The sequence below is a fragment of the Sporosarcina sp. P17b genome (assembly GCF_002743115.1).
GTDB lineage: Bacteria > Bacillota > Bacilli > Bacillales_A > Planococcaceae > Sporosarcina > Sporosarcina ureae_C.
On record NZ_PDYP01000003.1, the window covers coordinates 99,143 to 125,754 of the forward strand.

General features: G+C 42.4%; 23 protein-coding genes and 2 riboswitches. Of the genes, 10 read left to right on the forward strand and 13 right to left on the reverse strand.

The genetic code is table 11. From position 1 onward, the window contains the following. The 7 genes from CSV76_RS04530 to CSV76_RS04560 form a co-directional block, all read right to left on the reverse strand. Entirely contained in the window at positions 1-2,451 is a 2,451-nt protein-coding gene (locus CSV76_RS04530; RefSeq protein WP_085427486.1) for an ATP-dependent Clp protease ATP-binding subunit, read from the reverse strand. Positions 2,452-2,638: 187 nt separating this feature from the next. After that, a complete protein-coding gene (gene mcsB / locus CSV76_RS04535) occupies positions 2,639-3,727 on the reverse strand; it encodes a protein-arginine kinase McsB (RefSeq protein WP_085427487.1) in 1,089 nt (362 codons plus the stop codon). Continuing rightward, positions 3,717-4,268, reverse strand: coding sequence for a UvrB/UvrC motif-containing protein (locus CSV76_RS04540; protein WP_085427488.1), 552 nt, complete (start codon positions 4,266-4,268; stop codon positions 3,717-3,719). The genes mcsB and CSV76_RS04540 overlap by 11 nt, the downstream gene beginning before the upstream one ends. 11 nt (positions 4,269-4,279) lie before the next feature. Next, the gene (locus tag CSV76_RS04545) at positions 4,280-4,750 is read right to left on the reverse strand and encodes a CtsR family transcriptional regulator (RefSeq protein ID WP_085427489.1); all 471 of its coding nucleotides are present in this window, start codon (positions 4,748-4,750) and stop codon (positions 4,280-4,282) included. Positions 4,751-5,106: 356 nt separating this feature from the next. Next, positions 5,107-6,108: a biotin synthase BioB gene (bioB, locus tag CSV76_RS04550; protein ID WP_099624840.1), complete on the reverse strand. Its 1,002-nt coding sequence runs from the start codon at positions 6,106-6,108 to the stop codon at positions 5,107-5,109. Then, positions 6,108-6,710, reverse strand: a complete 603-nt coding sequence (locus tag CSV76_RS04555) for a biotin transporter BioY (protein WP_099624841.1) — start codon at positions 6,708-6,710, stop codon at positions 6,108-6,110. Before CSV76_RS04555 ends, bioB begins: the two co-directional genes overlap by 1 nt. A gap of 127 nt (positions 6,711-6,837) precedes the next feature. Next, positions 6,838-7,035, reverse strand: coding sequence for a hypothetical protein (locus CSV76_RS04560; protein WP_085427492.1), 198 nt, complete (start codon positions 7,033-7,035; stop codon positions 6,838-6,840). Positions 7,036-7,199: 164 nt separating this feature from the next. Further along, a riboswitch (SAM riboswitch) is annotated at positions 7,200-7,311 on the forward strand. An 82-nt stretch (positions 7,312-7,393) separates the two neighbouring features. Between CSV76_RS04560 and CSV76_RS04565 the strand changes: the two genes are divergently transcribed. Beyond that, positions 7,394-9,253 carry a bifunctional homocysteine S-methyltransferase/methylenetetrahydrofolate reductase gene (locus tag CSV76_RS04565; protein ID WP_099624842.1) on the forward strand — a complete coding sequence of 620 codons (1,860 nt, stop codon included), beginning with the start codon at positions 7,394-7,396 and terminating at the stop codon, positions 9,251-9,253. Then, complete coding sequence (gene metH / locus CSV76_RS04570) at positions 9,234-12,668, forward strand: methionine synthase (protein WP_099624843.1); 3,435 nt, start codon at positions 9,234-9,236, stop codon at positions 12,666-12,668. The genes CSV76_RS04565 and metH overlap by 20 nt, the downstream gene beginning before the upstream one ends. A 298-nt stretch (positions 12,669-12,966) precedes the next feature. Here the strand turns inward: metH and CSV76_RS17520 are convergent, their stop codons facing one another. Beyond that, the gene (locus CSV76_RS17520) at positions 12,967-13,359 is read right to left on the reverse strand and encodes a hypothetical protein (RefSeq protein WP_199173033.1); all 393 of its coding nucleotides are present in this window, start codon (positions 13,357-13,359) and stop codon (positions 12,967-12,969) included. A 328-nt stretch (positions 13,360-13,687) separates the two neighbouring features. Between CSV76_RS17520 and CSV76_RS04585 the strand changes: the two genes are divergently transcribed. Further along, positions 13,688-14,089 carry a thiol-disulfide oxidoreductase DCC family protein gene (locus CSV76_RS04585; protein WP_085427496.1) on the forward strand — a complete coding sequence of 134 codons (402 nt, stop codon included), beginning with the start codon at positions 13,688-13,690 and terminating at the stop codon, positions 14,087-14,089. A gap of 106 nt (positions 14,090-14,195) precedes the next feature. Here CSV76_RS04585 and CSV76_RS04590 read toward each other — a convergent pair whose 3' ends face one another. After that, on the reverse strand, positions 14,196-14,552 hold the full coding sequence (locus CSV76_RS04590) for a DUF779 domain-containing protein (RefSeq protein WP_085429029.1): 357 nt from the start codon (positions 14,550-14,552) through the stop codon (positions 14,196-14,198). Between the two features lie 42 nt (positions 14,553-14,594). Continuing rightward, entirely contained in the window at positions 14,595-16,136 is a 1,542-nt protein-coding gene (gene adh / locus CSV76_RS04595; protein WP_085427497.1) for an aldehyde dehydrogenase, read from the reverse strand. Positions 16,137-16,427: 291 nt separating this feature from the next. On the opposite strand from adh, the gene CSV76_RS04600 reads away from it, so the two are divergent. From CSV76_RS04600 to CSV76_RS04610, 3 genes are read left to right on the forward strand one after another with little or no spacing between them, the layout of a single operon-like run. Then, positions 16,428-17,522, forward strand: coding sequence for a GerAB/ArcD/ProY family transporter (locus CSV76_RS04600; protein ID WP_099624844.1), 1,095 nt, complete (start codon positions 16,428-16,430; stop codon positions 17,520-17,522). 39 nt (positions 17,523-17,561) lie between these two features. Further along, on the forward strand, positions 17,562-19,001 hold the full coding sequence (locus CSV76_RS04605; protein WP_233204404.1) for a spore germination protein: 1,440 nt from the start codon (positions 17,562-17,564) through the stop codon (positions 18,999-19,001). Beyond that, positions 18,998-20,140 carry a Ger(x)C family spore germination protein gene (locus tag CSV76_RS04610; protein WP_085427500.1) on the forward strand — a complete coding sequence of 381 codons (1,143 nt, stop codon included), beginning with the start codon at positions 18,998-19,000 and terminating at the stop codon, positions 20,138-20,140. Before CSV76_RS04605 ends, CSV76_RS04610 begins: the two co-directional genes overlap by 4 nt. A gap of 51 nt (positions 20,141-20,191) precedes the next feature. Here CSV76_RS04610 and CSV76_RS04615 read toward each other — a convergent pair whose 3' ends face one another. Further along, complete coding sequence (locus tag CSV76_RS04615; protein WP_085427501.1) at positions 20,192-21,388, reverse strand: DUF3238 domain-containing protein; 1,197 nt, start codon at positions 21,386-21,388, stop codon at positions 20,192-20,194. A 193-nt stretch (positions 21,389-21,581) separates the two neighbouring features. Continuing rightward, a riboswitch (TPP riboswitch) is annotated at positions 21,582-21,683 on the forward strand. Between the two features lie 62 nt (positions 21,684-21,745). Between CSV76_RS04615 and thiM the strand changes: the two genes are divergently transcribed. Genes thiM through thiW form a run of 4 tightly spaced genes read left to right on the forward strand, consistent with a single transcriptional unit; the run spans position 21,746 to position 24,509 of the window. Next, positions 21,746-22,516 (forward strand): hydroxyethylthiazole kinase, encoded by a 771-nt coding sequence (gene thiM, locus CSV76_RS04620; RefSeq protein ID WP_085427502.1) that lies wholly within the window; start codon positions 21,746-21,748, stop codon positions 22,514-22,516. An 18-nt stretch (positions 22,517-22,534) separates the two neighbouring features. Next, on the forward strand, positions 22,535-23,350 hold the full coding sequence (thiD, locus tag CSV76_RS04625; protein WP_085427503.1) for a bifunctional hydroxymethylpyrimidine kinase/phosphomethylpyrimidine kinase: 816 nt from the start codon (positions 22,535-22,537) through the stop codon (positions 23,348-23,350). After that, positions 23,350-24,009 (forward strand): thiamine phosphate synthase, encoded by a 660-nt coding sequence (gene thiE / locus CSV76_RS04630; RefSeq protein WP_099624846.1) that lies wholly within the window; start codon positions 23,350-23,352, stop codon positions 24,007-24,009. The genes thiD and thiE overlap by 1 nt, the downstream gene beginning before the upstream one ends. A gap of 11 nt (positions 24,010-24,020) precedes the next feature. Beyond that, positions 24,021-24,509 carry an energy coupling factor transporter S component ThiW gene (thiW, locus tag CSV76_RS04635; protein ID WP_085427505.1) on the forward strand — a complete coding sequence of 163 codons (489 nt, stop codon included), beginning with the start codon at positions 24,021-24,023 and terminating at the stop codon, positions 24,507-24,509. Positions 24,510-24,579: 70 nt separating this feature from the next. On the opposite strand, the gene CSV76_RS04640 is transcribed toward thiW, so the two are convergent. Together CSV76_RS04640 and CSV76_RS04645 are read right to left on the reverse strand one after the other, a co-directional pair. Next, positions 24,580-25,872 carry a D-serine ammonia-lyase gene (locus CSV76_RS04640; protein WP_099624945.1) on the reverse strand — a complete coding sequence of 431 codons (1,293 nt, stop codon included), beginning with the start codon at positions 25,870-25,872 and terminating at the stop codon, positions 24,580-24,582. Between the two features lie 127 nt (positions 25,873-25,999). Next, positions 26,000-26,611 (reverse strand): response regulator transcription factor, encoded by a 612-nt coding sequence (locus CSV76_RS04645; protein ID WP_085427506.1) that lies wholly within the window; start codon positions 26,609-26,611, stop codon positions 26,000-26,002. Position 26,612: the final 1 nt, after the last annotated feature.

Genomic DNA, 26,612 nt, shown 5'->3' on the forward strand with positions numbered 1-26,612 from the left:
TTATTTTTCTGCTGCTACTACTGTTTGTTTCTCCGTGCGTACGATGAACTTGTCATCTTCTACGTCAACGATCACTTTTTCACCCATCAGAACTTTACCTTCAAGTAACTCTTCAGATAAACGATCTTCTACATGTTTTTGCAATGCACGACGTAATGGACGAGCTCCGTACTCCGGATCATATCCTTCTTCCGTGATTTTATCTTTAGCGGACTCAGTCAACACCAATTCGATGTCTTGTTCAGTCAAACGCTTAGAAAGTTCATCACTCATCAAGCTGACGATTTCACGTAAGTGCTCTTTCTCCAATGAATGGAAGACAATCATGTCATCCACACGGTTCAAGAACTCTGGTCGGAATGTTTTCTTCAATTCTGCAAGCATTTTTTCTTTCATGTCATCGTAGTCGGATTCACCATCTTGAATATTAAAGCCGACATAGCGGTTTTTCTTCAATTCAGTTGCTCCAACGTTCGAAGTCATGATGATTACCGTGTTGCGGAAATCAACTGTACGTCCTTTAGAATCTGTTAAGCGTCCGTCCTCCAATACTTGTAATAGTATATTAAAGACATCTGGATGCGCTTTTTCAATTTCATCTAGCAATACAACTGAGTACGGCTTACGGCGAACCTTCTCAGTTAATTGACCGCCTTCATCATATCCTACATATCCTGGAGGTGATCCGACTAAACGAGAAGTTGAATGTTTCTCCATGTATTCGGACATATCGATGCGAATCATTGCATCTTCATCGCCGAACATCACTTCTGCCAACGCACGGCCCAGTTCAGTTTTACCTACACCAGTTGGTCCTAGGAAAATGAATGAACCAATCGGACGCTTCGGATCTTTCAATCCTGCACGTGCTCGACGGATAGCTTTCGAAATAGATAACACAGCTTCTTTTTGGCCAATGACACGCTGATGCAAAATCTCTTCCATGTTCAGTAATTTAGCTGACTCTGTCTCTGCAATCTTGTCAACAGGGATTCCTGTCCACATCGCTACAACAGACGCAATATCATTTACTGTCACTTCGGATTCAGTCTGTCCTTGTTTTTCCTTCCAAGCGGCTTTCGTTGTTTCTAATTCTTCCTTCATCTTCTGCTCTTTATCACGATAAGAAGCGGCTTTTTCAAATTCTTGGCTTTGAACAGCTGCATTCTTCTCGGAACGAATTGCTTCAAGTTTTACTTCAAGCTCCTTCAAGTTAGGAGGAGTAGTATACGAGCGTAAGCGCACTTTTGATCCAGCTTCGTCAATCAAGTCGATCGCTTTGTCTGGCAAGAAACGGTCTGAAATATAGCGGTCGGACATTTTCGCTGCCGCTTCGACTGCTTCATCTGTAATCTTTACACGGTGATGCGCCTCATAACGATCGCGCAAGCCTTTGATAATTTGTATCGTTTCATCTACTGAAGGCTCATCAACTTGGATCGGCTGGAAACGACGCTCAAGTGCTGCATCCTTTTCAATATATTTACGATATTCATCAAGTGTTGTAGCACCGATACATTGTAGTTCACCGCGTGCAAGAGATGGTTTCAAGATGTTGGATGCATCAATAGCACCTTCTGCTCCACCTGCACCGATCAACGTGTGTAATTCATCGATGAATAAGATAATATTGCCCGCTTGACGGATTTCTTCCATTACCTTCTTCATTCTATCTTCAAATTCACCACGGTATTTCGTACCCGCAACGACTGTCCCCATATCAAGCGTCATAACGCGCTTATCACGTAAGATCTCTGGCACTTCGTTACTCACTACTTGCTGTGCCAAGCCTTCTGCAATTGCTGTTTTACCAACGCCTGGTTCCCCAATTAACACGGGGTTGTTTTTCGTGCGACGCGCTAAGACTTCAATAACGCGTGTGATTTCTTTGCTACGACCAATTACCGGATCCAATGTACCTTCACGTGCAATTTCAGTTAAATCACGTGCTAAGCTATCCAATGTCGGTGTTGCTGCTGATGCAGAATTCGCTGGATTATTAACTGAACTCTCATCATTACCAAGTAACTGAAGTACTTGTTGACGTGCTTTATTTAAACTAACACCCGCATTATTTAGAACGCGTGCAGCGACGCCTTCTCCTTCTCGAATCAAAGCCAATAAAATATGCTCAGTACCGATATAAGAATGCCCCAGTTTGCGTGACTCATCTACAGATAACTCGATAACTCGTTTTGCACGAGGAGTATAATGAACAATCGGACCCACGTCTTTAGAGCCCACACCTACCAAAACTTCTACTTCACGTTCAATAGTATCTGCATTCACATTAATTGCTTCAAGAGCTTTCGCTGCGATGCCGCCACCTTCTCGAATCAAACCAAGTAAAATATGCTCAGTACCAATAGATTCATGTTTTAAACGTATTGCCTCTTCTTGGGCCAGTTGTAAAACCTTTTGTGCACGTTGTGTAAATCGATTAAACATCATATTCATTCCCCTCTTTCCTTCATTCAGTGGACTATACTCTATGTTATGCAAAATAACGCATCGTTGCTTTGTTTCCTATCACTTATATATATTCAAGTCAGTTCGCGATACAACCAAATCCGCATATTGACTTTGACTATCTTTGATTAATTATAAATCTTCTTTATCCTACTTGCAAAAACTTTGCTCACGATGGATCAGTATCTTGCTCTGGTACAGAAGATTTCCCTACACCCAGCCGATTACGGAACAATTGTGCACGAAGGATATCACGCTCATCTGATGTTAATTCTGCACCCGCATATTGCTGAAGGAAACCCGGCTGCATGAAAATCATCAATTCATTCAAAATAGACATGTCGATATTTTCGAATATACCTAAATCAATACCCAATCGGACGTCAGACAAACATTTTGCCGCTTCTGCCGATGGTAAAATCCGTGAATGTGTCAGCGTCCCAAGCGCTCTGAATAATCTATTCTCCAAGTGAACTTCCGATTTGGCCAATAATAGTTCGCGTGATTTCTTTTCATGCGCTATCAGACGTTTCGCAATACTTTCCAAGTCTTTCAGGATTTCTTCTTCTGATTTGCCTAGTGTGATTTGATTGGAAATCTGATAAATATTTCCGAGCGCTTCGCTGCCTTCTCCATAACTTCCTCGTACGACCATTCCAAGCCTTGATATCGCTGGAATAATGCGTTCAATTTGTTTAGTAATCGTCAGTGCAGGTAAATGCATCATGACCGATGCGCGCATTCCTGTACCTGTGTTGGATGGACAACTAGTCAAATAGCCAAACGTCTCATCAAATGCATAGTCTAAATTCTTTTCTAACTCGCTGTCTACTTGATCAGCATGTTCATACGCCTGATCAATTTGAAAACCTGGATAAATGCATTGAATGCGAATATGATCTTCTTCATTCACCATAATACTGATTGTTTCATCTTCCGACAGTAGAACAGATCCGTGCTTTTTAGGATCAATTAACTGCGGACTGACTAAGTGCTTCTCGACTAAAATTTGTCTCTCAAGTGGTGTTAAATCTTTCATAGTAGTACCAGTAAAGTGGTGATCCTCCATCGTCTCGACTGCATGATTCAATGCCTCACTGACATCATTTGCATCTTCTTGCGACGCGCTTATTGGAAATAAGTGTTTTTGGAGGTTGCGGGCCAGTCTAATTCTTGTGGATAGGACGATGTCGGCGTGTTCCCCTTCTGCTACCATCCAACCCGTCAGTTCCTGTTTGATGAATTTTTCAAATGACATGTTGATCGTCACCTCCATCTTCCAGTTGCTGTTTCAGCTGATTCGCCTCATCCCGCAAAGATGCGGCTTCTTCAAACCGTTCATCTTCTACGGCCTCTCGCATTTTCGTACGGATATCTTCAAGCTTTTTCTTTAAGGCAAAACGTTCATTAAGCGAAACCGGTATTTTCCCTCGGTGTTGAGCGTGACCGTTGTGTAATTTTGCAAACACCCTTGGCAACTGTCCACGAAATGCATCGTAACATGTAGCACAGCCAAACTTTCCACTGTCGAGAAAACGATGGAAGGTTAAACCACAGTTCGGACATTTCGGACCATCCGGAAGCGTTTCACCGGTTTTCTGTTCTGGAAATATTTCAGAACCTCCTAACCAGTGTGCCAAGAATTGTTGAATCGACAAAGGTTCTTGATCAGGACTGAAAGAAAATGTCTGCGAATAAAATGCACATTTATCACATAAATGGCGCTCTGTTATACCATTTGGTGTTTCTTGTTTAAACACGACAGTAGCGGGTCGTTCTTTACAGTTTTCACAAAGCATCGGGACTCACCTCATTCTATCTCTTCATATATTAATGTAACTAACATGGCGCGAAGGATACGCGATCGCAGTGCATCACGCTCAGGCAACATATAACGCAGTGTTGTACGTCCCACTGCCGCGAGCATCAGTTTAGCTTCACGCTCTGTAATGACTTGTTCTTCAATTAAACGAATAATCACATCTTCCGCCATAGTGGAGGACGCTTCACTTTCTAAAACTTCTAGCGCTTGTTCAAGTAAGTCTTTTCGGGAGTTGGTACGCACGCGATAAATCCGGATGTAGCCCCCACCTCCGCGTTTAGACTCTACAGCGTAGCCACGCTCGACTGTAAATCGCGTTTTAATCACGTAGTTAATCTGTGAAGGAACGCATTGAAACTTCTCAGCAATCTCATTTCGTTTGATTTCAATAGAAGCACTATCTTCCTCTTCGATAATCGACTTCAAATATCCTTCTATAATGTCAGAAATATTACGCATCTCGTCACCTCGTTTCGCTCAACGTTCTAGTTGACTTTGACTATCTTTGACTTGATTGTATCGCAAAAATCGGACATGATGCAATTCATTTGTTTGTATGTATACCTGTTTAGGCTGAAAGGAAACCTGTTGCTAGGTTGTCACATTAGGCTATTTATTATTCAATTAGTTACCAGACAAAAACATAGTGAGTTGGTAGGGACTGTTGATTACACTCCAAACAGACGCTTTCAACTATGATTGGTTATTACAATCTTCTAAAAAAATATCGATTGAAAAATAAAAGACTGAAGAACAGATCCTCATAGCGGATCGTCTTCAGTCATATACTGTACAAAATTTTAGTTCTTTTCTCTTTATATAGTGATGGGTTCTTTACGCATTGGTTCTAGGTCGACTTCGAAGCCCATGTCTTCAAGCATCTTTAGATCTTGGTCATTTTCTTGACCGGCTGTTGTGAGGTAATCACCGATGAAGATAGAGTTTGCTGCGTAAAGACCTAGTGGTTGTAGACTTCTTAGATTGACTTCACGTCCACCCGAGATACGGATTTCTTTGCTAGGGTTAATGTAGCGGAACAGACACAGGACTTTTAGACAGTAGCGTGGGTCCAGTTCTGACGTTCCTTCTAATGGTGTTCCATCAACTGCGTGCAGGAAGTTTACAGGTATGGAGTCTGCGTCCAGTTCGCGCAGGCTACGTGCCATAGAGATAATGTCTTGCTTTGTTTCACGCATGCCGACGATGACGCCTGAACACGGAGAAATGCCTGCTTCTTTGGCCAATCCTACAGTGTTTACACGATCTTCGTATGTGTGCGACGTTGTTATACTTTCGTGATGCTCTGCGGATGTGTTCAAGTTGTGGTTGTAGCGATCTACTCCTGCCTCTTTCAAACGAGTCGCTTGTCCTGGCTTCAAAATTCCTAGGCAAGCACATACCGTCATTCCTTTATGCTTTTCTTTAATTTGTTTAACAGAGTCAATGACTATGTCCAGTTCACTGTCACGTGGTCCCCGTCCACTTGCAACGATGCAATAAGTGCCTGCTTTATTGGCTGCCGCACGCTCCGCACCTTCAAGTATCTCTTCTGATTTCATCATTGCATACTTTTCGACAGGCGCTTTTGAAACGATGGACTGAGCGCAATAACCACAGTTCTCCGGACATAAACCTGATTTCGTATTGATGATCATATTCAACTTTACTTTATTTCCGAAATAATGTGATCGAATCGAGTACGTTGCATGCAGTAATAATAGTAAATCTTCATCTGGGCTGTTTAATAGTGCAAGTGATTCCTCGTCGGTTAATACATGTCCTTCTAGTACTCTAGTAGCGAGTTGTTGGTAATTCATTATAATGTACGCCTCACTTTCAAGTGTTTTGATATTCTGAACGCAAACATGCCTGACAACACAGCTAGAATTAGATCTTTTGGCAGTGGAGGCATCATCCATAGCCATGCGATCTTATAAGAAAACACCTCGGGTGCAGCAGCCCACATCTTATACGCAAAATACATCCAACTTGTACCTAGTATGTAGTTGATTGCGGTAGCGACTAGCGCAGCGGTAATAAAAGCAGGCAGGGTCTGATTTCGCTCGACAATCTTTCCCGCTACATAAGCAATTAGAATGAAAGTAACAATAAAACCGAACGTCGGACTTAATATCTGACCGAATCCGCCTGAAAATCTTGCGAAGACCGGTGCACCCGCTAGCCCTATTAACATATACACCGTCATAGATAATGCACCTAGACGGCTGCCGAGTAATAGTCCCGATAAGATCGCGAAAAACGTTTGCAATGTAATAGGCACTCCACCAACTACTAAAAACGGCACGAAGGATGTAATATTTGCTCCAATCATCATTAATGATGCGAACATTCCACTGTATACAATGGTTAGTGCATTGAATCTACTGACCGGTCGACTCTCTGTTGCAGTTGCCATCATGTCACCTCTTTTTATATTAGTTACCATAAAAATAATAGAGGTTAACTCACATTGTGTCAACACTATTTATTTTTAAGTTAACTCTAAAAATAAATAAAAAAAAAGACTGCAGCATCATGCTGACAGCCTACTTCTTCTTATCAATCTGTTCTTCCTTTTCTTTACGGAACAGAACGCTTGAAATTAAACCACTAAATATTGCAGCTGCAATCGTAATGTACACGCGCATATCATAAGTAACTTCTTCGTAACTATTACCTATCATGATCCAAGCAAGAGTACCTACAAGAACAGCGATTGGAAATGAGTATTTAAAGAACCGCATAATTCCTCACCTTTTCAATTTACTCCTTTAACTTTATCATAAATATCGCAATTTCTCTATGTTGCAAATCCCGACTACGAACTTCACTGAATGTTCACTTGACGAAGAACAACAAAGCCGCTATGATGTGGTTAGAATAATCAAAATAATTGAATAAGAATCGTATCTTATCAAGAGAAGCTGAGGGACTGGCCCGTCGACGCTTCAGCAACCAGCCGTTTAGGCAAGGTGCTACTTCCAGCAGTCTGTCAAATTGACGCACTGAAAAGATGAGAGGGAACTAGTCATTGAGATTACAAAGCCTTCTAATATACTTGAAGGCTTTTTTTGATTAGAAAAGCAAAGGGGAGATGGGAACATGTCATTGCTAGAGAAACTACAAACAAATGTCCTAACAGCAGATGGGGCAATGGGGACGATTTTATATTCTTACGGAATTGATTATTGTTATGAAGAGCTAAACATAGAAAAGCCCGAAATTATAGAGCAAATTCACCAAGACTATATCGCAGCGGGTGCAGATATCATCCAAACGAACACATACAGTGCTAACGCGATTAAATTAGCTCGCTACGGTTTAGAAAGTCATGTGACGGAATTCAATAAAGCAGCCATCCAAATCGCAAAGCGCGCAGCAGCACCTGGCGGACAATTCGTTCTTGGCACAATCGGCGGTCTACGTGGCATTCGTAAAAGTGATGCTACATTGGATGAAATAGAAAAAGTCGTATTAGAACAAGCAAACGCATTATTAACAGGTGATCCCGACGGTCTTTTATTGGAGACCTATTATGATTTTGAAGAATTGGCATCTGTTGTTAGCACATTAAAGAAAGTTACGGACGTGCCATTAATTGCACAAGTTTCTATGCATGACCCCGGTGTACTTCAAAACGGACTTTCATTAAACGATGCTCTTCACCAACTTGAGTCTCTCGGTGCAGACGTTGTAGGCGTCAACTGTCGCTTAGGACCTTACCACACGATTCAAGCATTCGATAATGTCACGTTACCGAAAAAAGCATTTTTATCAGCTTATCCAAACGCCAGCCTATTAGACGTAGAAGATGGACGAATAGTCTATGAATCAGAGGCAGAGTATTTCGGTCGTGCTGCCGTACTACTACGCGATCAAGGGGTTCGGTTAATCGGTGGATGTTGCGGTACAACGCCTAAACATATTAAAGCAGCCAAAACGCAGTTAGCTAGACTTGCGCCTATTACAGAAAAAGTCGTACAGCCGTCAAAACCTATCGTCATCCAAGAAGCGAGTCCTGTACAACACCAACCACTTCACATAAAAGCCAAAACAGAGCGTACGGTGATTGTAGAGTTGGATACACCGCGCCACTTAGAGACAGAAGATTATGTCAAAGGCGCGAACGTATTATACGATGCAGGCGTTGACGCGATCACAATGGCGGACAACTCACTTGCCTCCCCTCGTATCAGTAATATGGCGATGGGCTCAATCATTAAAATGCAACACAATATTCGCCCGCTCGTTCATTTGACATGTCGCGATCACAATCTTATTGGATTGCAGTCACATTTGATGGGTTTGGATGCACTAGGTATCACGGATGTGCTGGCGGTAACAGGTGACCCAACGAAAGTGGGAGATTTCCCAGGGGCTACGAGCGTTTATGACGTGAACAGTATGGAGTTAATACAATTAATCAAAAAGTTGAATGAAGGTATTTCCTTCTCTGGAAAGCCATTGCGCAAAAAAGCCAACTTCTCTATTTCAGCAGCATTCAATCCGAACGTACGCGTAGTGGAACGTGCCGTACAGCGGCTAGATAAGAAAATCGAAGCGGGCGCAGACTACTTTATCACTCAACCTGTTTATACAAAAGAAAAAATCATAGAAGTATATGAAGCAACGAAGCATTTGGACACACCGATTTTTATTGGGATTATGCCGTTGACGAATATTCGAAACGCAGAGTTCTTGCATCACGAAGTACCTGGCATTAAGCTTTCCGATGAAGTATTGGAAAGAATGCGCCAGTGCAGTGATGATCGAGATCAATCGACAGAAGTTGGCCTGGAAATCGCAAAAGAACTTCTTGATACAGCAGCGAAATACTTTAAAGGTATCTATCTAATTACACCATTCCTTCGTTACGATATGACGTTAGAGTTGTATGAGTATATTAAGGAATTAGACGAGCAGAAGGAGAGGGAATTACTACATGCAGAGACATCCTATTGAAGAACAACTAGATAAACGAATCCTGATCATTGACGGTGCGATGGGGACGATGCTACAAGCGGAAGATTTCTCGACAGAGGACTTCGGCGGAGAAGAATACGATGGATGTAACGAATACATGAGTGTGTTACGCCCTGATGTTTTAGAAAAGATTCACGATGAGTACTTAGAAGCTGGCGCTGATATCATTTGCACGAATACGTTTGGTGGTACACCCCTTGTGTTGAATGAATTTTCACTAGGTCACCGCGCAAATGAAATTAATGCAAAGTCAGTTGAAATTGCAAAAAAGAGTGCGGCGAAGTTCTCTACACCGGAATGGCCACGTTTTGTCGCAGGTGCAATCGGACCAACGACAAAGACACTTTCCGTTACAGGTGGGATTACGTTCGATGAACTATCTCATGATTTCTACGTTCAAGCAAAGGCACTTATCGAAGCAGGCAGTGACTTGATTCTGATGGAAACGAGTCAGGATATGCTGAACGTAAAGGCTGGTACGATTGGCATTAAAAAGGCGTTTGAAGAACTTGGACGCGAAATACCCATTATGATTTCAGGTACAATCGAGCCTATGGGTACAACTCTCGCAGGCCAAAGCATCGAATCCTTCTATATTTCCATTGAACACGTTCACCCTCTATCGGTCGGCTTGAACTGCGCAACGGGTCCTGAATTCATGACAGACCACTTGCGTTCATTATCAGAGTTAGCGACAAGCTACGTTACGTGCTATCCAAATGCTGGATTGCCGGACGCGGAAGGACATTACCACGAATCACCTGAGTCCCTATCAAAAAAGCTTGCAGGCTTTGCCGAAAAAGGCTGGCTAAATATGGTTGGCGGTTGCTGCGGTACGACGCCTGACCACATTCGTGCAATTAGAGAAGCAGTAAAAGACTTAAAGCCTCGCCAAATAGCGGAACCTCACGGCCATGCAGTTTCAGGTATCGAACCATTACTATATGACGAAACTATGCGTCCTCTATTGATTGGTGAACGAACGAACGTGATCGGTTCGCGTAAATTCAAGCAGCTGATCGTAGAAGAGAAATTTGAAGAGGCTTCTGAAATCGCACGTGCACAAGTAAAACGTGGAGCACACGTATTGGATATTTGTCTTGCGAATCCCGACCGTGATGAGTTGCATGATATGACTCGCTTCATGCAAGAAGTAGTGAAGAAAGTTAAAGTCCCTCTAGTCATTGACTCGACAGATGAAAATGTTATTGCGGAAGCGCTGAAATTCTCACAAGGTAAGGCGATCATCAACTCCATTAACCTAGAAGATGGTGAAGAACGCTTTGACGCGGTACTTCCTTTAGTTAAAAAGTATGGAGCAGCTGTCGTAGTTGGAACGATTGATGAAATTGGAATGGCTGTAACGAGAGAGCGCAAACTTGAAGTCGCGTTACGTTCATATGATTTACTCGTCAATAAATGGCAGATTCCGCCCGAAGATATCATTTTCGATCCACTCGTCTTCCCTGTCGGCACAGGCGATGAGCAATACATTGGCTCTGCAGTAGAAACGATTGAAGGAATTCGATTAATCAAAGAAAAGCTTCCACGTACTCTAACAACTTTAGGTGTCAGTAACGTATCATTCGGACTACCGTCTGTTGGTCGTGAAGTATTAAATGCCGTGTACTTGTATCACTGTACACAAGCAGGTCTTGATTACGCGATTATAAACACAGAAAAACTTGAACGTTATGCTTCGATTCCAGAGGCTGAAGTAAAGCTGGCGGATGATCTACTGTTTTCCACAACGGATGACACACTGGCAGCATTCGCAGACTTTTATCGTGGTAAGAAAAAAGAAAAAACAGAAGATGATCTACCGAAAACTGTAGCTGAACGTCTTTCATACTATATAGTCGAAGGAACAAAAGAAGGCTTAATTCCTGACTTGGATTCCGCTTTAAAAACATATGACGAACCGCTTGATATCATCAATGGTCCGCTCATGACAGGGATGGCTGAAGTCGGCCGTCTATTCAATGATAATCAGCTGATCGTAGCAGAAGTTCTACAAAGTGCTGGAGTCATGAAAGCTTCGGTATCCTATCTTGAACAGTTCATGGAGAAAAAAGAAGATGATTCGGGCAAAGGTAAAATTATCTTAGCTACAGTTAAAGGCGACGTACATGATATCGGGAAAAACTTAGTAGAAATCATATTAAGTAATAATGGATTTAAAGTAATCGATATCGGCATCAAAGTAACCCCTGCTGCATTGATTGAAGTAATCCGTAAAGAAAAGCCAGATATTGTAGGTCTGTCCGGATTACTCGTTAAGTCTGCACAACAAATGGTCTTGACTGCACAAGACTTCAAGGCCGCGGGTATTGATACGCCTATTATGGTTGGTGGAGCAGCGTTGACAAGGCGCTTCACCGAAACTAAAATCGCATCTGAATATGATGGTCCAGTAATTTTCGCTAAAGATGCGATGCAAGGGCTTGATTTGGCAAACCGTCTACAAAGTGAAGGCAAAGAAGAACTACTCGAAGAATTAGTGCAAAGTATCGAAAAACGTGAAGCCAATGACGCGATTAAAGCAAGTCGCGGAGCTGTGGCAGTTGCGGTCAAGCCGCGTCCAGTGAAAACGGTGCGCACCGATGTTCCAGTATTCGTACCGACAGATTTGCGCAGACGTGTCGTGAAAGATTATTCTGTCGCACACTTACATCCTTATGTAAATATGCGCACACTGATCGGTCACCACTTAGGCCTGCGTGGAAATGTCGATAAAATGCTTGAACGAAAAGATGAACGCGCAGTTCAACTTCACGACATGGTCACCGAGTTCTTGAAGTCCGATAAAATGAAAGCTTCCGGCGTTTATCAGTTCTTCCCTGCCCAAGCAGATGGCGATGACGTAATTATTTACGATCCGGAAGATTCAAAAACTGAAATCGAACGCTTCACGTTCCCACGTCAAGACAAGGAACCATTCCTATGCTTAGCTGACTACTTGAAAACAGTAGAAAGCGGCGAGATGGACTACGTCGCTTTCATGCAAGTAACTGCCGGCAAAGGAATTCGTGATTATGCAAACAAATTGAAAGCGGAAGGAAAGTTCCTAGAAAGCCACGCATTCCAGTCAACTGCTCTGGAACTCGCGGAAGGATTCGCTGAACGGATTCACCAAGAAATCCGTGACCAGTGGGGATTCCCTGACCCAACTGACTTCACTATGCTCGAACGTTTCGCAGCTAAATACCAAGGCCAGCGATTCTCATTCGGCTATCCAGCCTGTCCGAACCTAGAAGACCAAGCCAAACTCTTCCGCCTCATCAGACCGGAAGAGCACGGAGTTATTCTGACCGAAGAATTCATGATGGAACCAGAAGCATCCGTATCCGCAATGGTCTTCGCACACCCCGACGCAAGATACTTTAATGCATAACATTAAATGCTGAAAGCGCCTTGTAGACTCGACAGGCGTTGGAGGAACTACCACAAAGGCGCTCTTTGCCTTTTTGGTAGTTCTGAAACGTCCCGAGAGTCTGGCGCTTGAAGCTGGATAACATTAAATGCTGAAAGCGCCGTCTAGACTCGACAGGCGTTGGAAGAACTACCACAAAGGCGCTCCTTGCCTTTTGGGTAGTTCTGAAACGTCCCGAGAGTCTGGCGCTTGAAGTAGAAAAAAACCCGCTATCTCTGAAATATACAGAGACAGCGGGTTTTTTCATAGTAATAGAAGTTTATCGGCACCTTCTACGACGGTGACAACCACCGCCACCATGTCCTGGGCCGAAGCCTGGTCCAAAGCCTGGTCCCATTCCTCCTCCAAATCCAGGTCCTCTTCCTGGCATAATAGTAGAGCCCATAACGTCTTCAGTAGTTTCTGTATAGTAGTGCTGTGGCACACCAACCACGTGGTGTCGATTCACATTCACGATCGGATGAATAAATGGCATTTCCTGTTTAGTGAAGCAATCATTAAAGCGATACTGCGGTGGGCAAACTACGGGTTGGAATCCTTGTTGCTGTCCACCTTGCATACCTTGCATACCATGCATACCTGGCTGATATTGTTGGTGCCCCCACCCTTGCTGGTGATGTCCACCTGACATTCCACAATGTCCTTGATTCATTTCTCCACCTCCTTATACCCTATTACATGCGAGCTAATAAATTTGTTACGGGCTACCGCCATAGAATAGTAAAAAATAAAAAATAATATCCTTGATTACCAGGAATAAAGGACTCTGCTACATTATTAACAGACTGTTTATCATTCACAGTTTGTAGTAATAAAAGATTTCTCAGACCGTAAAAAGTTGGAGTCACGACGCAACTCCAGCCCAGCCAAATATAGTAATGATCCAATAAAACAACCTATTCTGTTTAGAGCGCATGAGTGAAATTTACGTTATGTGGGTATAGTACGATATCACCTATTTTTTGAAGGAGAGAAATTATATGAAACGAAATAGAATTATACTATTTGACGGTGAATGTAACTTTTGTGACGCGAGCGTGCAATTTATTATTAAACGTGACCCGTACAAACATTTTTCATTCGCTTCTTTACAAGACGATGTAGGTAGAAAACTTCGCAAAGACTATCAAATTCCTGATAACGTAGATAGCTTAGTATTGATTGAAAATGGTAAAGCTTATACAAAATCAGGCGCAGCTTTACGTATTGCGAAAAAATTGGATGGACTTTGGCACTTAGCATTTCTATTCATCGTCATTCCACCCGCAATTCGCGACATTGCCTACGACTATATTGCAACAAACCGATATAAATGGTTCGGCAAAAAGGAATTATCCTGCATGTTGCCTTCACCTGAAGAACGTCAACGTTTTATCTCGTAAAGATTTTAACTCTCTATCCAAATACGATAAAAAGACTGAAAACAAGCTCCAATGTTCCTGGAGTTGCTTTCAGTCCGAGCCTTCCTACGTTACGGAAGGCTTTTTTTCATGAAGTTAATTCTTTATATTCTTCGTCAGAAAAGGCCCGTGATCTAGTCAGGAAACGTTTCCCTTCCACTCCCTCGAGCGAAAACATTCCACCACGTCCATCGACTACGTCAATAATTAGCTGTGTATGTTTCCAATACTCAAACTGACTTTTCATCATATAGAATGGCATACCACCGATGTGCCCTAGCAATACGTCTTGGTTACCGACAATTAAATCACCATCTTCGTAACACATCGGAGAAGATCCATCACAGCAACCCCCGGACTGATGAAACATCAGAGGACCGTGCTTATCTTTTAACAACTCTATAAGAGCCAATGCTTCTTCTGTTGCGACTACTCGATCTGGCATAGGAATTCCTCCATTCACTGCGGATCCTCCAGATAGATTCGATCAAAAGAATCCTTGTTTGCTTTCATCGTAGCTAACTAGCATGTTCTTTGTCTGCTGATAATGAGCTAGCATCTGTAAGTGATTTTCACGGCCGATACCCGAAGCTTTATAGCCACCGAAAGCAGAGTGTGCCGGATATGCATGATAGCAGTTCGTCCATACGCGTCCTGCCTGAATCCCGCGACCGAAGCGGTACGCTGTATTCATATCACGCGTCCACACACCTGAACCTAGTCCATACAATGTATCGTTCGCGATTTCTAGCGCCTCTTCTTTATCTTTAAACGTCGTTACTGCAACTACAGGACCGAAAATTTCTTCTTGGAAGATTCTCATCTTATTATGTCCTTTAAATACAGTCGGCTGCACATAATAACCTTCTGCAAGATCACCTTCGAGCTTATTTTGCTCTCCACCTGTCAGACATTCTGCACCTTCTTGCTTTCCGATATCTAGGTAAGAAAGAATCTTCTCTAGTTGCTCAGTCGATGCCTGGGCACCCATCATGACCGTTGGATCTAATGGATTTCCTGTCTTGATCGCTTTAACACGCTCAAGTGCACGTTCCATGAACTTATCGTAAATGGATTCCTGAATCAACGCACGAGATGGGCATGTACAGACCTCTCCTTGGTTTAATGCGAACATTACGAAACCTTCAACTGCTTTATCAAGGAATGCATCATCTTCCGCCATTACATCTTCGAAGAAAATGTTCGGGGATTTTCCGCCCAATTCCAAAGTAACCGGAATCAAGTTTTGAGAAGCATACTGCATGATCAGACGGCCTGTTGTCGTCTCCCCTGTGAATGCAATCTTATTGATACGTGGATTGGAAGCTAATGGCTTTCCTGCTTCTAGTCCGAAACCGTTGACTACGTTCAGCACACCTGCCGGCAGTAAGTCTTCGATTAATTCAACCAATACCAAAATAGATGCAGGCGTTTGTTCAGCCGGCTTTAGCACGACACAATTTCCTGCCGCTAATGCCGGAGCAAGTTTCCATACTGCCATTAGAATAGGGAAGTTCCAAGGAATGATCTGACCTACGACTCCTAGTGGCTCATGGAAGTGATAAGCTACTGTGTCGTTATCGATTTGACTGACTCCGCCTTCTTGCGCGCGAATTGCAGAAGCAAAGTATCTGAAATGGTCAACTGCTAGCGGAAGATCGGCATTTAATGTTTCACGAACGGCTTTTCCGTTATCCCATGTTTCAGCTACAGCAAGCATTTCTAAGTTCTCTTCAATACGATCTGCAATTTTTAGCAAAATATTTGAACGTTCAGTGACTGATGTTTTTCCCCACGCGTCTTTTGCTGCATGAGCTGCATCCAGAGCTAGTTCAATGTCTTCTTCTGTAGATCTCGCTACCTGAGTAAACACTTTACCTGTCACTGGTGTTGAATTATCGAAATACTGACCTTTGACTGGTGCCGTCCACTTGCCGCCAATGAAATTTTCATAGCGTTCTTTGAACTGAACCTTTGAACCTTCTGTATTTGGATTTGCGTAAACTAGATTTTCTGAAGCTTGTACCATACTGCGTCACACTCCCTATTCTCATTATTTTGCTTGTATTTAAGCGCAACTGTTATGCACGCAAAGCTATTATACGAAACATAGTTTCACTTTATTCCTGATGTGTACGCTTTCATAAGCTATCTTTTATTCTAAACTATTCGGTAAGCGCTTTCAATCAAATAGTTTTATAGTTCATACAAATTGTTGTGTGTTTAATAATCGCTCTATTTTAATCCGCTTATAAAGATTATAAAACTGTACATTTTAGGTAATGCTAAAGAAAACTACTTTAGTTAAGAAGGGATTCCTATGAATCAAAAAGGCTCTATCAGCGTTTTGCATGTGGTGTTTTTATCCATGACGGTTATTGGACTAAAAAATCATGTGACCATCATTCCTTCATTGTTGGAGGATGCACGTAGAGATGGATGGATATCAGTCATAATTGCGTTTCTTGCTATCTTTCCCTTTGTCTTTCTTTTTATCTACATCCATAAAAAGTCCGAACGGAAACATTTGGCGAAGTGGCTCACTGATAATGTTGGCAAGGTGCCATCAGCCGTCATCCGATACATGGTAGCGATATTTCTGCTGATTTTGTCTACTTTTACAATGGTCGAGATGTTGGAGTGGATTGCCGCCACTTTTTTACCGAAAACTCCCCTGTTTTTATTATTGCTGACATTTAACGTCTTATGCGTTCTGCTTGCGATGGCTAATTTACAATCCATCGTCACCGTCAATGCAATTGTGTTATTTGGTGTAGTCGTTTTGGGATTTTTCGTAGCGTTTACTAACTTGCAAGTGAAAGATTACAACATGTTAAAACCTTTTTTAGAACACGGCGTACAACCTGTCCTCAAATCCGCTGTCTATCCTGCTTCGGGATTTATAGAACTTTCGTTACTTCTCTTCATTCAGCATCGCGTGAAAAGTCCGTTTCGCTGGTACCATTTTGCGGTCATGATGCTCATCTTGCTCGGGCTGACGATAGGCCCCCTCGTTGGCGCTATTACAGAGTTCGGACCGGAAGAAGCTACAAAGCAACTTTATCCTGCTTATGAGGAATGGGGACTTGTCTCGATTGGTCGTTTTTTTGAACACTTAGACTTCCTTTCCATTTATCAATGGCTAACAGGCGCTTTTATTCGTATCGGTTTGCTACTCTTCATTGCAATTGATCTGTTAGGAATGACCAATGATAAGAAGAGGATTTCACAGATCATCTTACCGGCCCTCTTCTTTATGAGCGTGTCTTTACTTTTAGTGAGTGACCATGTATTTCTTAAAATCAAAGGTGATTATGTTTTAACCGGCACATTTGTATTCTTGTTTCTTCTAACACTCTTTCTCGTCTTCGCTGCAAAACGCTCAGGAAGGAAATCAAGAAAACAGCCGAACTAATCTATTAGGAAATGGTGATATAGTATGAGAACTCCTGATATGAGCATTGATCTGGATTCACTACAGCAACTTTTTCTACGTTCTAGTGATATACAGTTCCAGCCCTATACTTTTCAATCACATACAGTCTATTTCATCACATGCGATTCAATGTTCGACGCACAATTATTGAATGAAGTCGTGATTCCAAATGTACGCAAATTATATGATGACAATAAAGAAAGCATAAGTGAGCAAGTTCTTTGCTCTTCTTTATATATACCAAAACTTCAGATTCCAAAAACAGAAAAAGAACTAATTACGCTAGTGTATACGGGGCATGTGCTCGTGTATTTTGAAGAGCTCCAATTAGTTGTGGCTGGTAATATTGAAAGTAAACCAAATCGGTCACCTGAAGAAACCCGTTTAGAAGTTCCGGTTAAAGGACCTCGTGATAACTTTATTGAAGATATCTCAGTTAATATTGCACTCATTAGAAAACGCCTTCCAACCAATTCTTTATGCGTGGAAAAGTTCGAATTAGGCGCTCGGTCAAAAACTTCTGTAGCACTTATGTACTTCGATGATATTGCCAGTGAAGATACATTAAACCAATTGCGTACACAGCTAGGCAAAGTGAATACGGATATTGTGTTCAGTGGTGATGCATTGATGGAGTTAGTGAACAAAAAAGCCTTGCTCTTTCCCCGATCTGACTATACGGGACGTCCTGACAATGCAATCCAGTCATTGGCGAGAGGTCGCTTCGTTATTCTAGTGGACGGCGTAACCTACGCCGTCATCACTCCGATCAGCTTGTTTTTATTAATGAAAACTTCCGAGGATTTTGAGTTTCCAAGTCTCCAAAGTTCGATCCAACGATTGCTTCGTCTCGGCAGTTTATTAATTGGTTTACTGTTACCCGCTTTTTGGCTTGCACTCACCTCCTTTCATCAAGATCAGTTACCTATTCAATTATTGGCAACCATCGTACAGGCAAACATAGGTCTACCTTTTCCTTCTATATTTGAAATGTTATTGATGCTCGGCTTATTTGAGTTATTTCGAGAAGCGGGTCTACGTCTGCCAACCGTAATCGGAAGTACGATTGGAGTTGTAGGTGGATTGATTATTGGAGATGCGGCAATACGCGCAGGTTTAACAAGTCCCGCTATGATTGTCGTGATCGCCACTTCTACAATTGCGGTCTATACTTTAGTTAATCAATCACTCGTTACAGCTGTCAGTGCGTTACGCGTATTTTTTATTTTACTTACCGGACTGATGGGTTTATTTGGTTTTTATGTGTCTTTATTTGCTACCCTTTTATATTTATCAACTATCCATACATTCGGGGTCCCTTATTTAAGTATTTCAACAGACATCAAGTGGAAAAATATTAAAAAGACATTGTTCCGCCTACCTACTGAGCAATATAATGAGCGACCTGATGTATTGCATCCAAAGGATAAAACTCGCCAGAAAGGAACGGGAGAATGAAAAAAACTGCGTTGTTCGCAACACTTTGTCTGACGTTATTACTGGCGGGTTGCTGGGATATGAGAGAACCCGAGCGAATGTTGTATGTCAACGGCTTGGGTGTTGATTATGTAGACAATCAATTTCACATATATATACAGATCATCGACTTTGCCAATACACCAAAATCTGAACAACCCGTGAGTGACATCCCTCAGGCCGAAGTAGGATTTGCAAAGGCCGATACATTTGATGATGCCCTTGCCCAGCTGTACCACTCCGTTGACCAGCAGGTATTTTGGGGACATGCTTCTTACATTGTTGTATCGGAAAAGGTGTTGGAGCATGGAAAATTAAATGCAGTCATTGACAGAATTACACGGTATCTAGAGACGCGCTATCAAATTTGGTTATATGCCACAAAAGATCCGGTGCAGGACGTGTTGCTGGTCCGCCCTGTTATTAACAAAGCACTTACCTTATCAAAACTGGGTGATCCAGACAATTCCTACGAACAAGAATCGTTTGTCTATCCTACGAATATACGCGAGCTGATTATCGGTTTGGACGAGCCGGGACACGAAGCGGCAATCCCTCTTATCAACGTAAAGGATAATTGGGAGTCTTCAAAAGAGTCCGTTGCAGCACCTGTTTTATCAGGCATAGCGTCCATTTCACGCCACCATTTCAAAGGATTTATTACGGGTTCTAGCGCAAGAGGATTGCAGTGGATGACGAAGAAAACTAAACGTGGTCGAATTTCTTTCAAGACAGAGAGCGATGATCATGTATCCATAATAGTCGATAAAGTAAAACCGACCATTACACCTATCAATAAAAACGGCGTGAAATTTAATGTGGAAGTAGATATCGAAGCATCATTAAGTACAAAGGAAGGTTCTATTTCGATAAAAGAAATCAAAAAAAGATTGGAGGAAGAGATATCTAAACAAATTTTAGAGACATACAAAGAGGCTATGGAAAAAAACATTGATATCTATCGATTTTCCGAACATTTATACAGAAAAGACTTGAAGACGTGGAAGAAATATGAGCAAGACGGAGGAATTGAACTAACAGAGGAATCGATCAGTAAGTTGAACGTACGGGTCACCAAGCTTAATTCAGACCGAAAGAGTTTTCAAGAAACGATCAAATAGAACTAATCAATTAAACCGCCACAATCCACTATGGACTGCGGCGGTTTATTGTTAATTACATGTCATGTAACGCCAATAATTATCTCCCAGCACACCTGTCAAATACGCTAAGCCTTCACTTTCAGTACGGTGCAACGAGCGCCAGTCCTCGTCATCAAGCGCTAAATATACTTCATGATGTGGCGCATCGTTATGATAGCCAACTAGGTCTAGGTTTCCTTGCTGGTCTAAATGCGCTTTCACTTCATAATGAATAGGCGGTGAAGCGGTTAGTGGATTACCTACGTCATGGTTGATTGCAAAAAGAACTTCAGTCGATTTCCCTTCTAATCGCTCAATTTCTATACCGTCTACAGACGCATGGTCATGGCGCTTATATCGTTTCATATAATTCATGCCAATTGAAGGTCCAGTGGCTTTCGTAAATTGCAGTGTGCTATCGCCTCCGATAAACTCTCCTTCTATGTCCACACGGGTACGGAAGCTTTTTCCTTCTGGGTTGAAATCTCGATCATCACCTGTGAAATATGGAATTGGTGAAAAGAGATTCGGGTTTTTTATGATATCTTCTTTTAAAAACGTTGCATAGCGGAACTTCCATTGCTTCACTTCATTTACTTTTTTTCTGTCAGCAATCGGTGTAAGCAATTGATCCCGTTGCTTTACACGTACAGAAAAAGTATAGACTTCTTCTGTTGGTTTATTATTCGGATTCGGAGGCATAATCACTTCATACACTTTGGATGCGATCGATTTACTGACATTCATTTTCTGATTGCTGTCAATCAACGGACACGTTGCCGAGACGCTATATACTACTGCTTCCGAAGGACTTATCTCACGATCAATAAAACGATTATCCGTAATTGTTTCGAGATATTGACCGTTGCGGTAAATATCGAACTTCTCCACATCTTTGATCCACTCCCATGACAGAGCAATTTGTGATGAAGCGGCAATCGTTGTGATGACTAATCGTTGCAAAGGATGTTCATCTTCCTGTACTTCAGTCAGGGCAGATGTCTGGATAACAATTACATCTTGAACCCGTCCTTCCGCTACTCGTTCCACCGTGTATTGGAAAGGATGTGACGGATCCAACTCCCCATCCGAAAACTTCGGAGCTGTTCCTTCATATACTTGTCGGTCATTTTTATAGACACGGTAATAACCACCTATGTCACTCCACGTAAACGATATATTATCCAATGAATGGTCCATTTGTTGAATTTCGAATAATTTCTCCATTTGCGATCTACTCCTTTATATCCATTTCATCTGAAAAAGATAAGACTTCTTCAGATAATTATGTAACGTTTAGCATACGGTTATACTTGACCACCTAAGCGCAAACACTCATTTTCATACTTGTCAATCTGTTTATTGCAGGATCATTTTATCCTAACCCATCTATATGATATAATTAGCTTGTCTGATACATAGTCACCACTAGGGGTGCCAACATTTGGCTGAGATGCAATTATGCAAACCCTTTGAACCTGATCTAGGACAACCTAGCGGAGGGAAGTGGGTAGTTTTTATACCCAACCGCCCATCCTAGTATGGGCTTTTTGTATATATACCTTTATAAGGGGGAAAAGAAACATGCAGCTTATTCAACAACTGCGACAAGAGCAACCACTTGTCCACTGCATCACGAATTTTGTGGTAGCCAACTTCCAAGCTAACGGGTTACTCGCAATAGGCGCATCTCCTGTAATGGCCGATGCGGTGGAAGAGGCGGAAGATATCGCGAGAATCGCCGCTTGTAGCATTCTAAATATTGGAACGTTAAAACAACAAACGGTCGACGCAATGATTCTATCAGGGAAAAGTGCACGTGCAGCCGGAAAACCTGTTGTATTGGATCCAGTTGGGGCAGGTGCAACGCCTTTTCGTAAAGCAAGTGTTCTCAAAGTTTTAGACGAAGTAGACGTCACATTAGTTCGTTGTAATGCTGGGGAGTTGGCGGCAATTGCAGATATTCCATGGAACGCCAAAGGAGTAGATGCTGGAGAAGGACAAGCAGACATTGAAGACGTTGCAAAACAGACAGCACGCAAGCATAACTGTCTAGTAGCAGTTTCAGGCGAAGTGGATATCGTTACTGATGGATACACGACAGTATCTATTACAGGTGGACATCCAATGATGACGACGATTACTGGAACTGGTTGTTTACTTAGTTCAGTCGTCGGTGCTTTTCTAGCGGTTGGAATAGAGAGCCCTATGGAAGCAGCAGCAGATGCACTTTCATTTTATAAGCGTGCTGGAGAACAAACGGCGCAGATTTCCAAAGGTCCTGGTGACTTTGCGATGAACTTCTTAAATATCTTACATTCTTTAGATCGCGAAACAAAAACATACTTTGTGTAAAAGATAGGAGGTTTTTTAATGACAATTCAAGTAGCTATGACTATTGCAGGATCAGACAGTGGTGGTGGTGCGGGAATCCAGGCTGATTTGAAGACTTTTCAAGAGCTCGGTGTATTTGGCACTTCCGCTATTACGGCAGTAACCGCACAAAATACATTAGGTGTACAAGATGTGTATCCGGTACAAGCTGACGGTGTAATCGCACAAATGAAAGCCGTACTCGACGACTTTGACGTGAAAGCCTGTAAGACTGGTATGCTATTTTCAGCCGAAATCATTACAGCAGTCGCCTCTTTATTAAAAGAATATCCACCTATTCCATTAGTGATCGATCCTGTGATGATTGCTAAAGGTGGACATTCTTTATTACAACAACAAGCAATTGAGGCGCTGAAGGAACAGTTAATACCACTTGCAACTGTGATAACGCCAAACATTCCGGAAGCAGAAGTACTGACAGACATGAAGATCTGTACTGATGAAGAGATTCAACTAGCAGCAGAAAAACTTATCCAGCTCGGTGCAAATGCTGTGGTCATAAAAGGTGGACATCGCAGTGACGTGCTCGATGCGAAAGACTATTATGCTGATGCGGACGGACAATCATTCACAGTCACTACCCCATGGATCCAAACGAAAGACACACATGGAACGGGTTGCACGTTTGCAGCTGCTTTGACGGCGTTTCTTGCAAGAGGTTATTCTCTACCCGATTCAGTAGCCGAGGCAAAGCAATTCATTCAAGCAGCAATTGAAAATGGCTTACAACTTGGCTCAGGTCATGGTCCTACAAATCATTGGGCTTATGGACAGTTAAAAAGGGAGATGCTCTGATGCGACAAGTAGAAGTGAGGAAAGCATTGGGCTTATACTTTGTCATGGGTACGCCAAACGTAAAAAACCATGAACCCTTAGCTGTATTGGAAGCAGCACTTCGTGGCGGCGTTACGTGTTTCCAGTTGCGCGAAAAAGGTAACGGTGCATTAACGGGCGATGCTTTACTTGGATTCGCAAGAAAGTGTCAGGCATTATGCAGATTATATCGTGTACCGTTTATAGTTAATGACGATGTAGATTTGGCATTAGCACTTAACGCGGATGGTGTACACGTTGGACAAGACGATGAACAGGCAGACAGTGTTCGAAAACGTATAGGACCTGATAAATGGCTTGGCGTCTCGACGCATAACGCAACTGAGGTTCAACTCGCACAGTCGATCGGTGCCGATTACATAGGCCTTGGCCCCATTTATCCAACCGCAACTAAACTGGATGCTTCAGACGTTGTCGGAACAAACTTAGTGGAAAAAATTCATACAGCATTTCCCGACATGCCAATGGTAGCAATTGGTGGGATTACGCTAGATACTACGGAGTCTATTATACAAGCAGGTGCAGATGGCGTGGCGGTAGTATCTGCCATTGCCTCCGCTGCCGACCCACAAAAAACTGCAAAATCTATTTCAAAAACGATCCATTCTACTCTAAAGTAAACGAGGTTGCTATGAATACACGTAAAATGATTTTCATGACGATGTTCGTCGCAATTGCAGTCGCAGGCTCTGCATTCGTTTCATTTCCGGCTGGCATTGCTAGGGCCTATCCTATTCAACATGCGGTAAATGTGATTGTCGCTATTGTGATGGGGCCAGCAGCAGCTGTTACCGTTGCTTTCGTGACAGGATTGGTCCGTATATTGACAGGAACTGGTTCATTGCTTGCATTTCCAGGCGGTATGATTGGCGCCTTTTTGGCGGGTGTTCTGTACAAGCGATTTAATAAGAATTGGAGTGCAGGCGTTGGAGAAATTATCGGTACTGGTTTGATTGCGCCTTTATTTGCTGTTCCGTACGCAAAGATTCTAATGGGCACTACGGTGACTGCATTTTTCTTCTTGCCACCGTTTCTCGTATCAACAGTTAGCGGCACTATTATTGGTCTGCTACTAGCTCCTAGACTTTTAAAGTTAAATTTATTTAAAGATTTAAAGTGAATTACGACAAAAGATCCGCAGAGAAGAATCTCTGCGGATCTTTTGTCGATTTCCCGGGAAATACCGTGTATTATTTATTCACTTGATTATAATAGCGCTGCATCTCTTCCTTCGGTACCATGTTTCCACCGGTTCCCCACACTAGATGTGTAGCGTTTATAGAATTGGCTAACGGGAGTTTAGATTTTATTACGTGTACAGGACCTGTCATACCAGCAAGTGCGGAAGGTTCTAACCAAATGTCTTCACTGTCTGCGAGCACTTTCAACAATTTGAACAATGTCTGATCCCCTACCGTATAGCATCCCGTCAAGAAAGGTTCTATCGTTTTTCCGACAAAAGCCGATGCTGTACCAACCGCTAATCCGTCGGCTGCTGTTTGATTATCCAATCCAAAGTCCGCCACGGATACTTGATCATGCATTCCCGTCATCATACCAATCATCATGCACGGTGAATGAGTAGGTTCGGCAAACAAGCAATGAACATGATCGCCTAATGCTAGCTTTAGTCCGAATGCCACGCCGCCTGGACCTCCTCCCACCCCGCAAGGTAAGTAGACAAATAAGGGATGATTTTTATCCACGACGATTTGCTGTGATTTTAATTGTGACGCAACTCGTTCCCCTGCCACTGCATAGCCTAGGAATAAATCAATAGAATTTTCATCATCGACAAAGTGACACATTGGATCTGCATCCGCTTGACGTCGACCTTCTTCCACCGCTTTACTGTAATCATCAGCATATTCCACTACAATAACGCCTTTTGAACGCAATAACTCTTTCTTCCACTGCTTAGCATCTGCCGACATATGTACAGTGACATTAAAGCCAAGTTTTGCACTCATGATTCCAATACTAAGTCCTAAATTGCCCGTCGAACCTACAGCAATCTTATGTTTCCCGAACAGCTCACTAAATGCCTTCTCATTAAATTGACTATAGTCTTTCGTAGAATCGAGCAACTGATGATCAATAGCCAATGTTTCAGCATGTTTTAGTATTTCATAAATACCTCCACGCGCTTTTATGGAACCTGAAATCGGAAGCGCATTATCCTGTTTTAACAACAGTCTACCCGGAATATCTGTCTTATACATTGATTCAAGTGCATACTTCATTTGCTTAATTTCTGTCAAAGGAGATTCAATTATGCCATCCTGAGTATCCGGAAAAACTTTTGCCAAATAAGGGGCGAAACGCTCTAACCTTTGACTAGCATCCTTTATATCGTCTTCTGATACGCGTGTTTTCATTAGTCCGCTAGCTACGGATTCTAGTAAAGGATTACACCATAACACCTCTTGCTTTTCCATCACCTTTTGCAACAAAGGCAGTTTCTTAAGCCATTCATTTCGCATAAGATCATTCACGTCGTGTCGCCCCCTTATAATAAATTCAGCCTCAGTATAACATAGCGACTTTGCCATATTTATAGAGATTTTGCATGATTCATCCGTCATTATTCGCCGAACTCAGAAATTGATTTTAACTAAACCAACCTTTTTCATTAAAGAGCGTAATCGCTTCTATGCGATTGCGTACACCGAGCTTGTCCAAGATTGTCGATACATAATTTCGAACGGTCCCAGGGGACAAAAATAACTCCGCGGCAATTTGCTTCGTAGTTTTTCCTTCTGACACAAGCTTCAGTACTTGCACTTCCCGCTCGGTCAACGGATTTTTCTCTTCTTCCTTCATATCAAAGGCTAAATCGATTAATTCTGGTGCATAGATACGACGTCCTTCAATAATGGAATGAATAGATTTTACGAGTTCTTCAATCGGATTATCTTTTAGTAAATATCCACGGACTCCGGCATTACGTGCCCGTTCGAAATAGCCTGCTCGTGCAAAAGTTGTCAAAATGATAATCTGACAATCTAAGTCTTGGAGTTCTTCTGCAGCGTCGAGGCCCGTTTTAATAGGCATCTCTATATCCATAATACAAACATCCGGCTGAAGGGTTTTAACTAAATCTATGGCTTCCTGACCATTCTTGGCCTTGCCCACCACTTCCATATCTTCTTCCAGATTCAATAACGACCCTAGCGCACCGAGCAGCATTCCTTGATCTTCTGCGATTACAATGCGGATCATA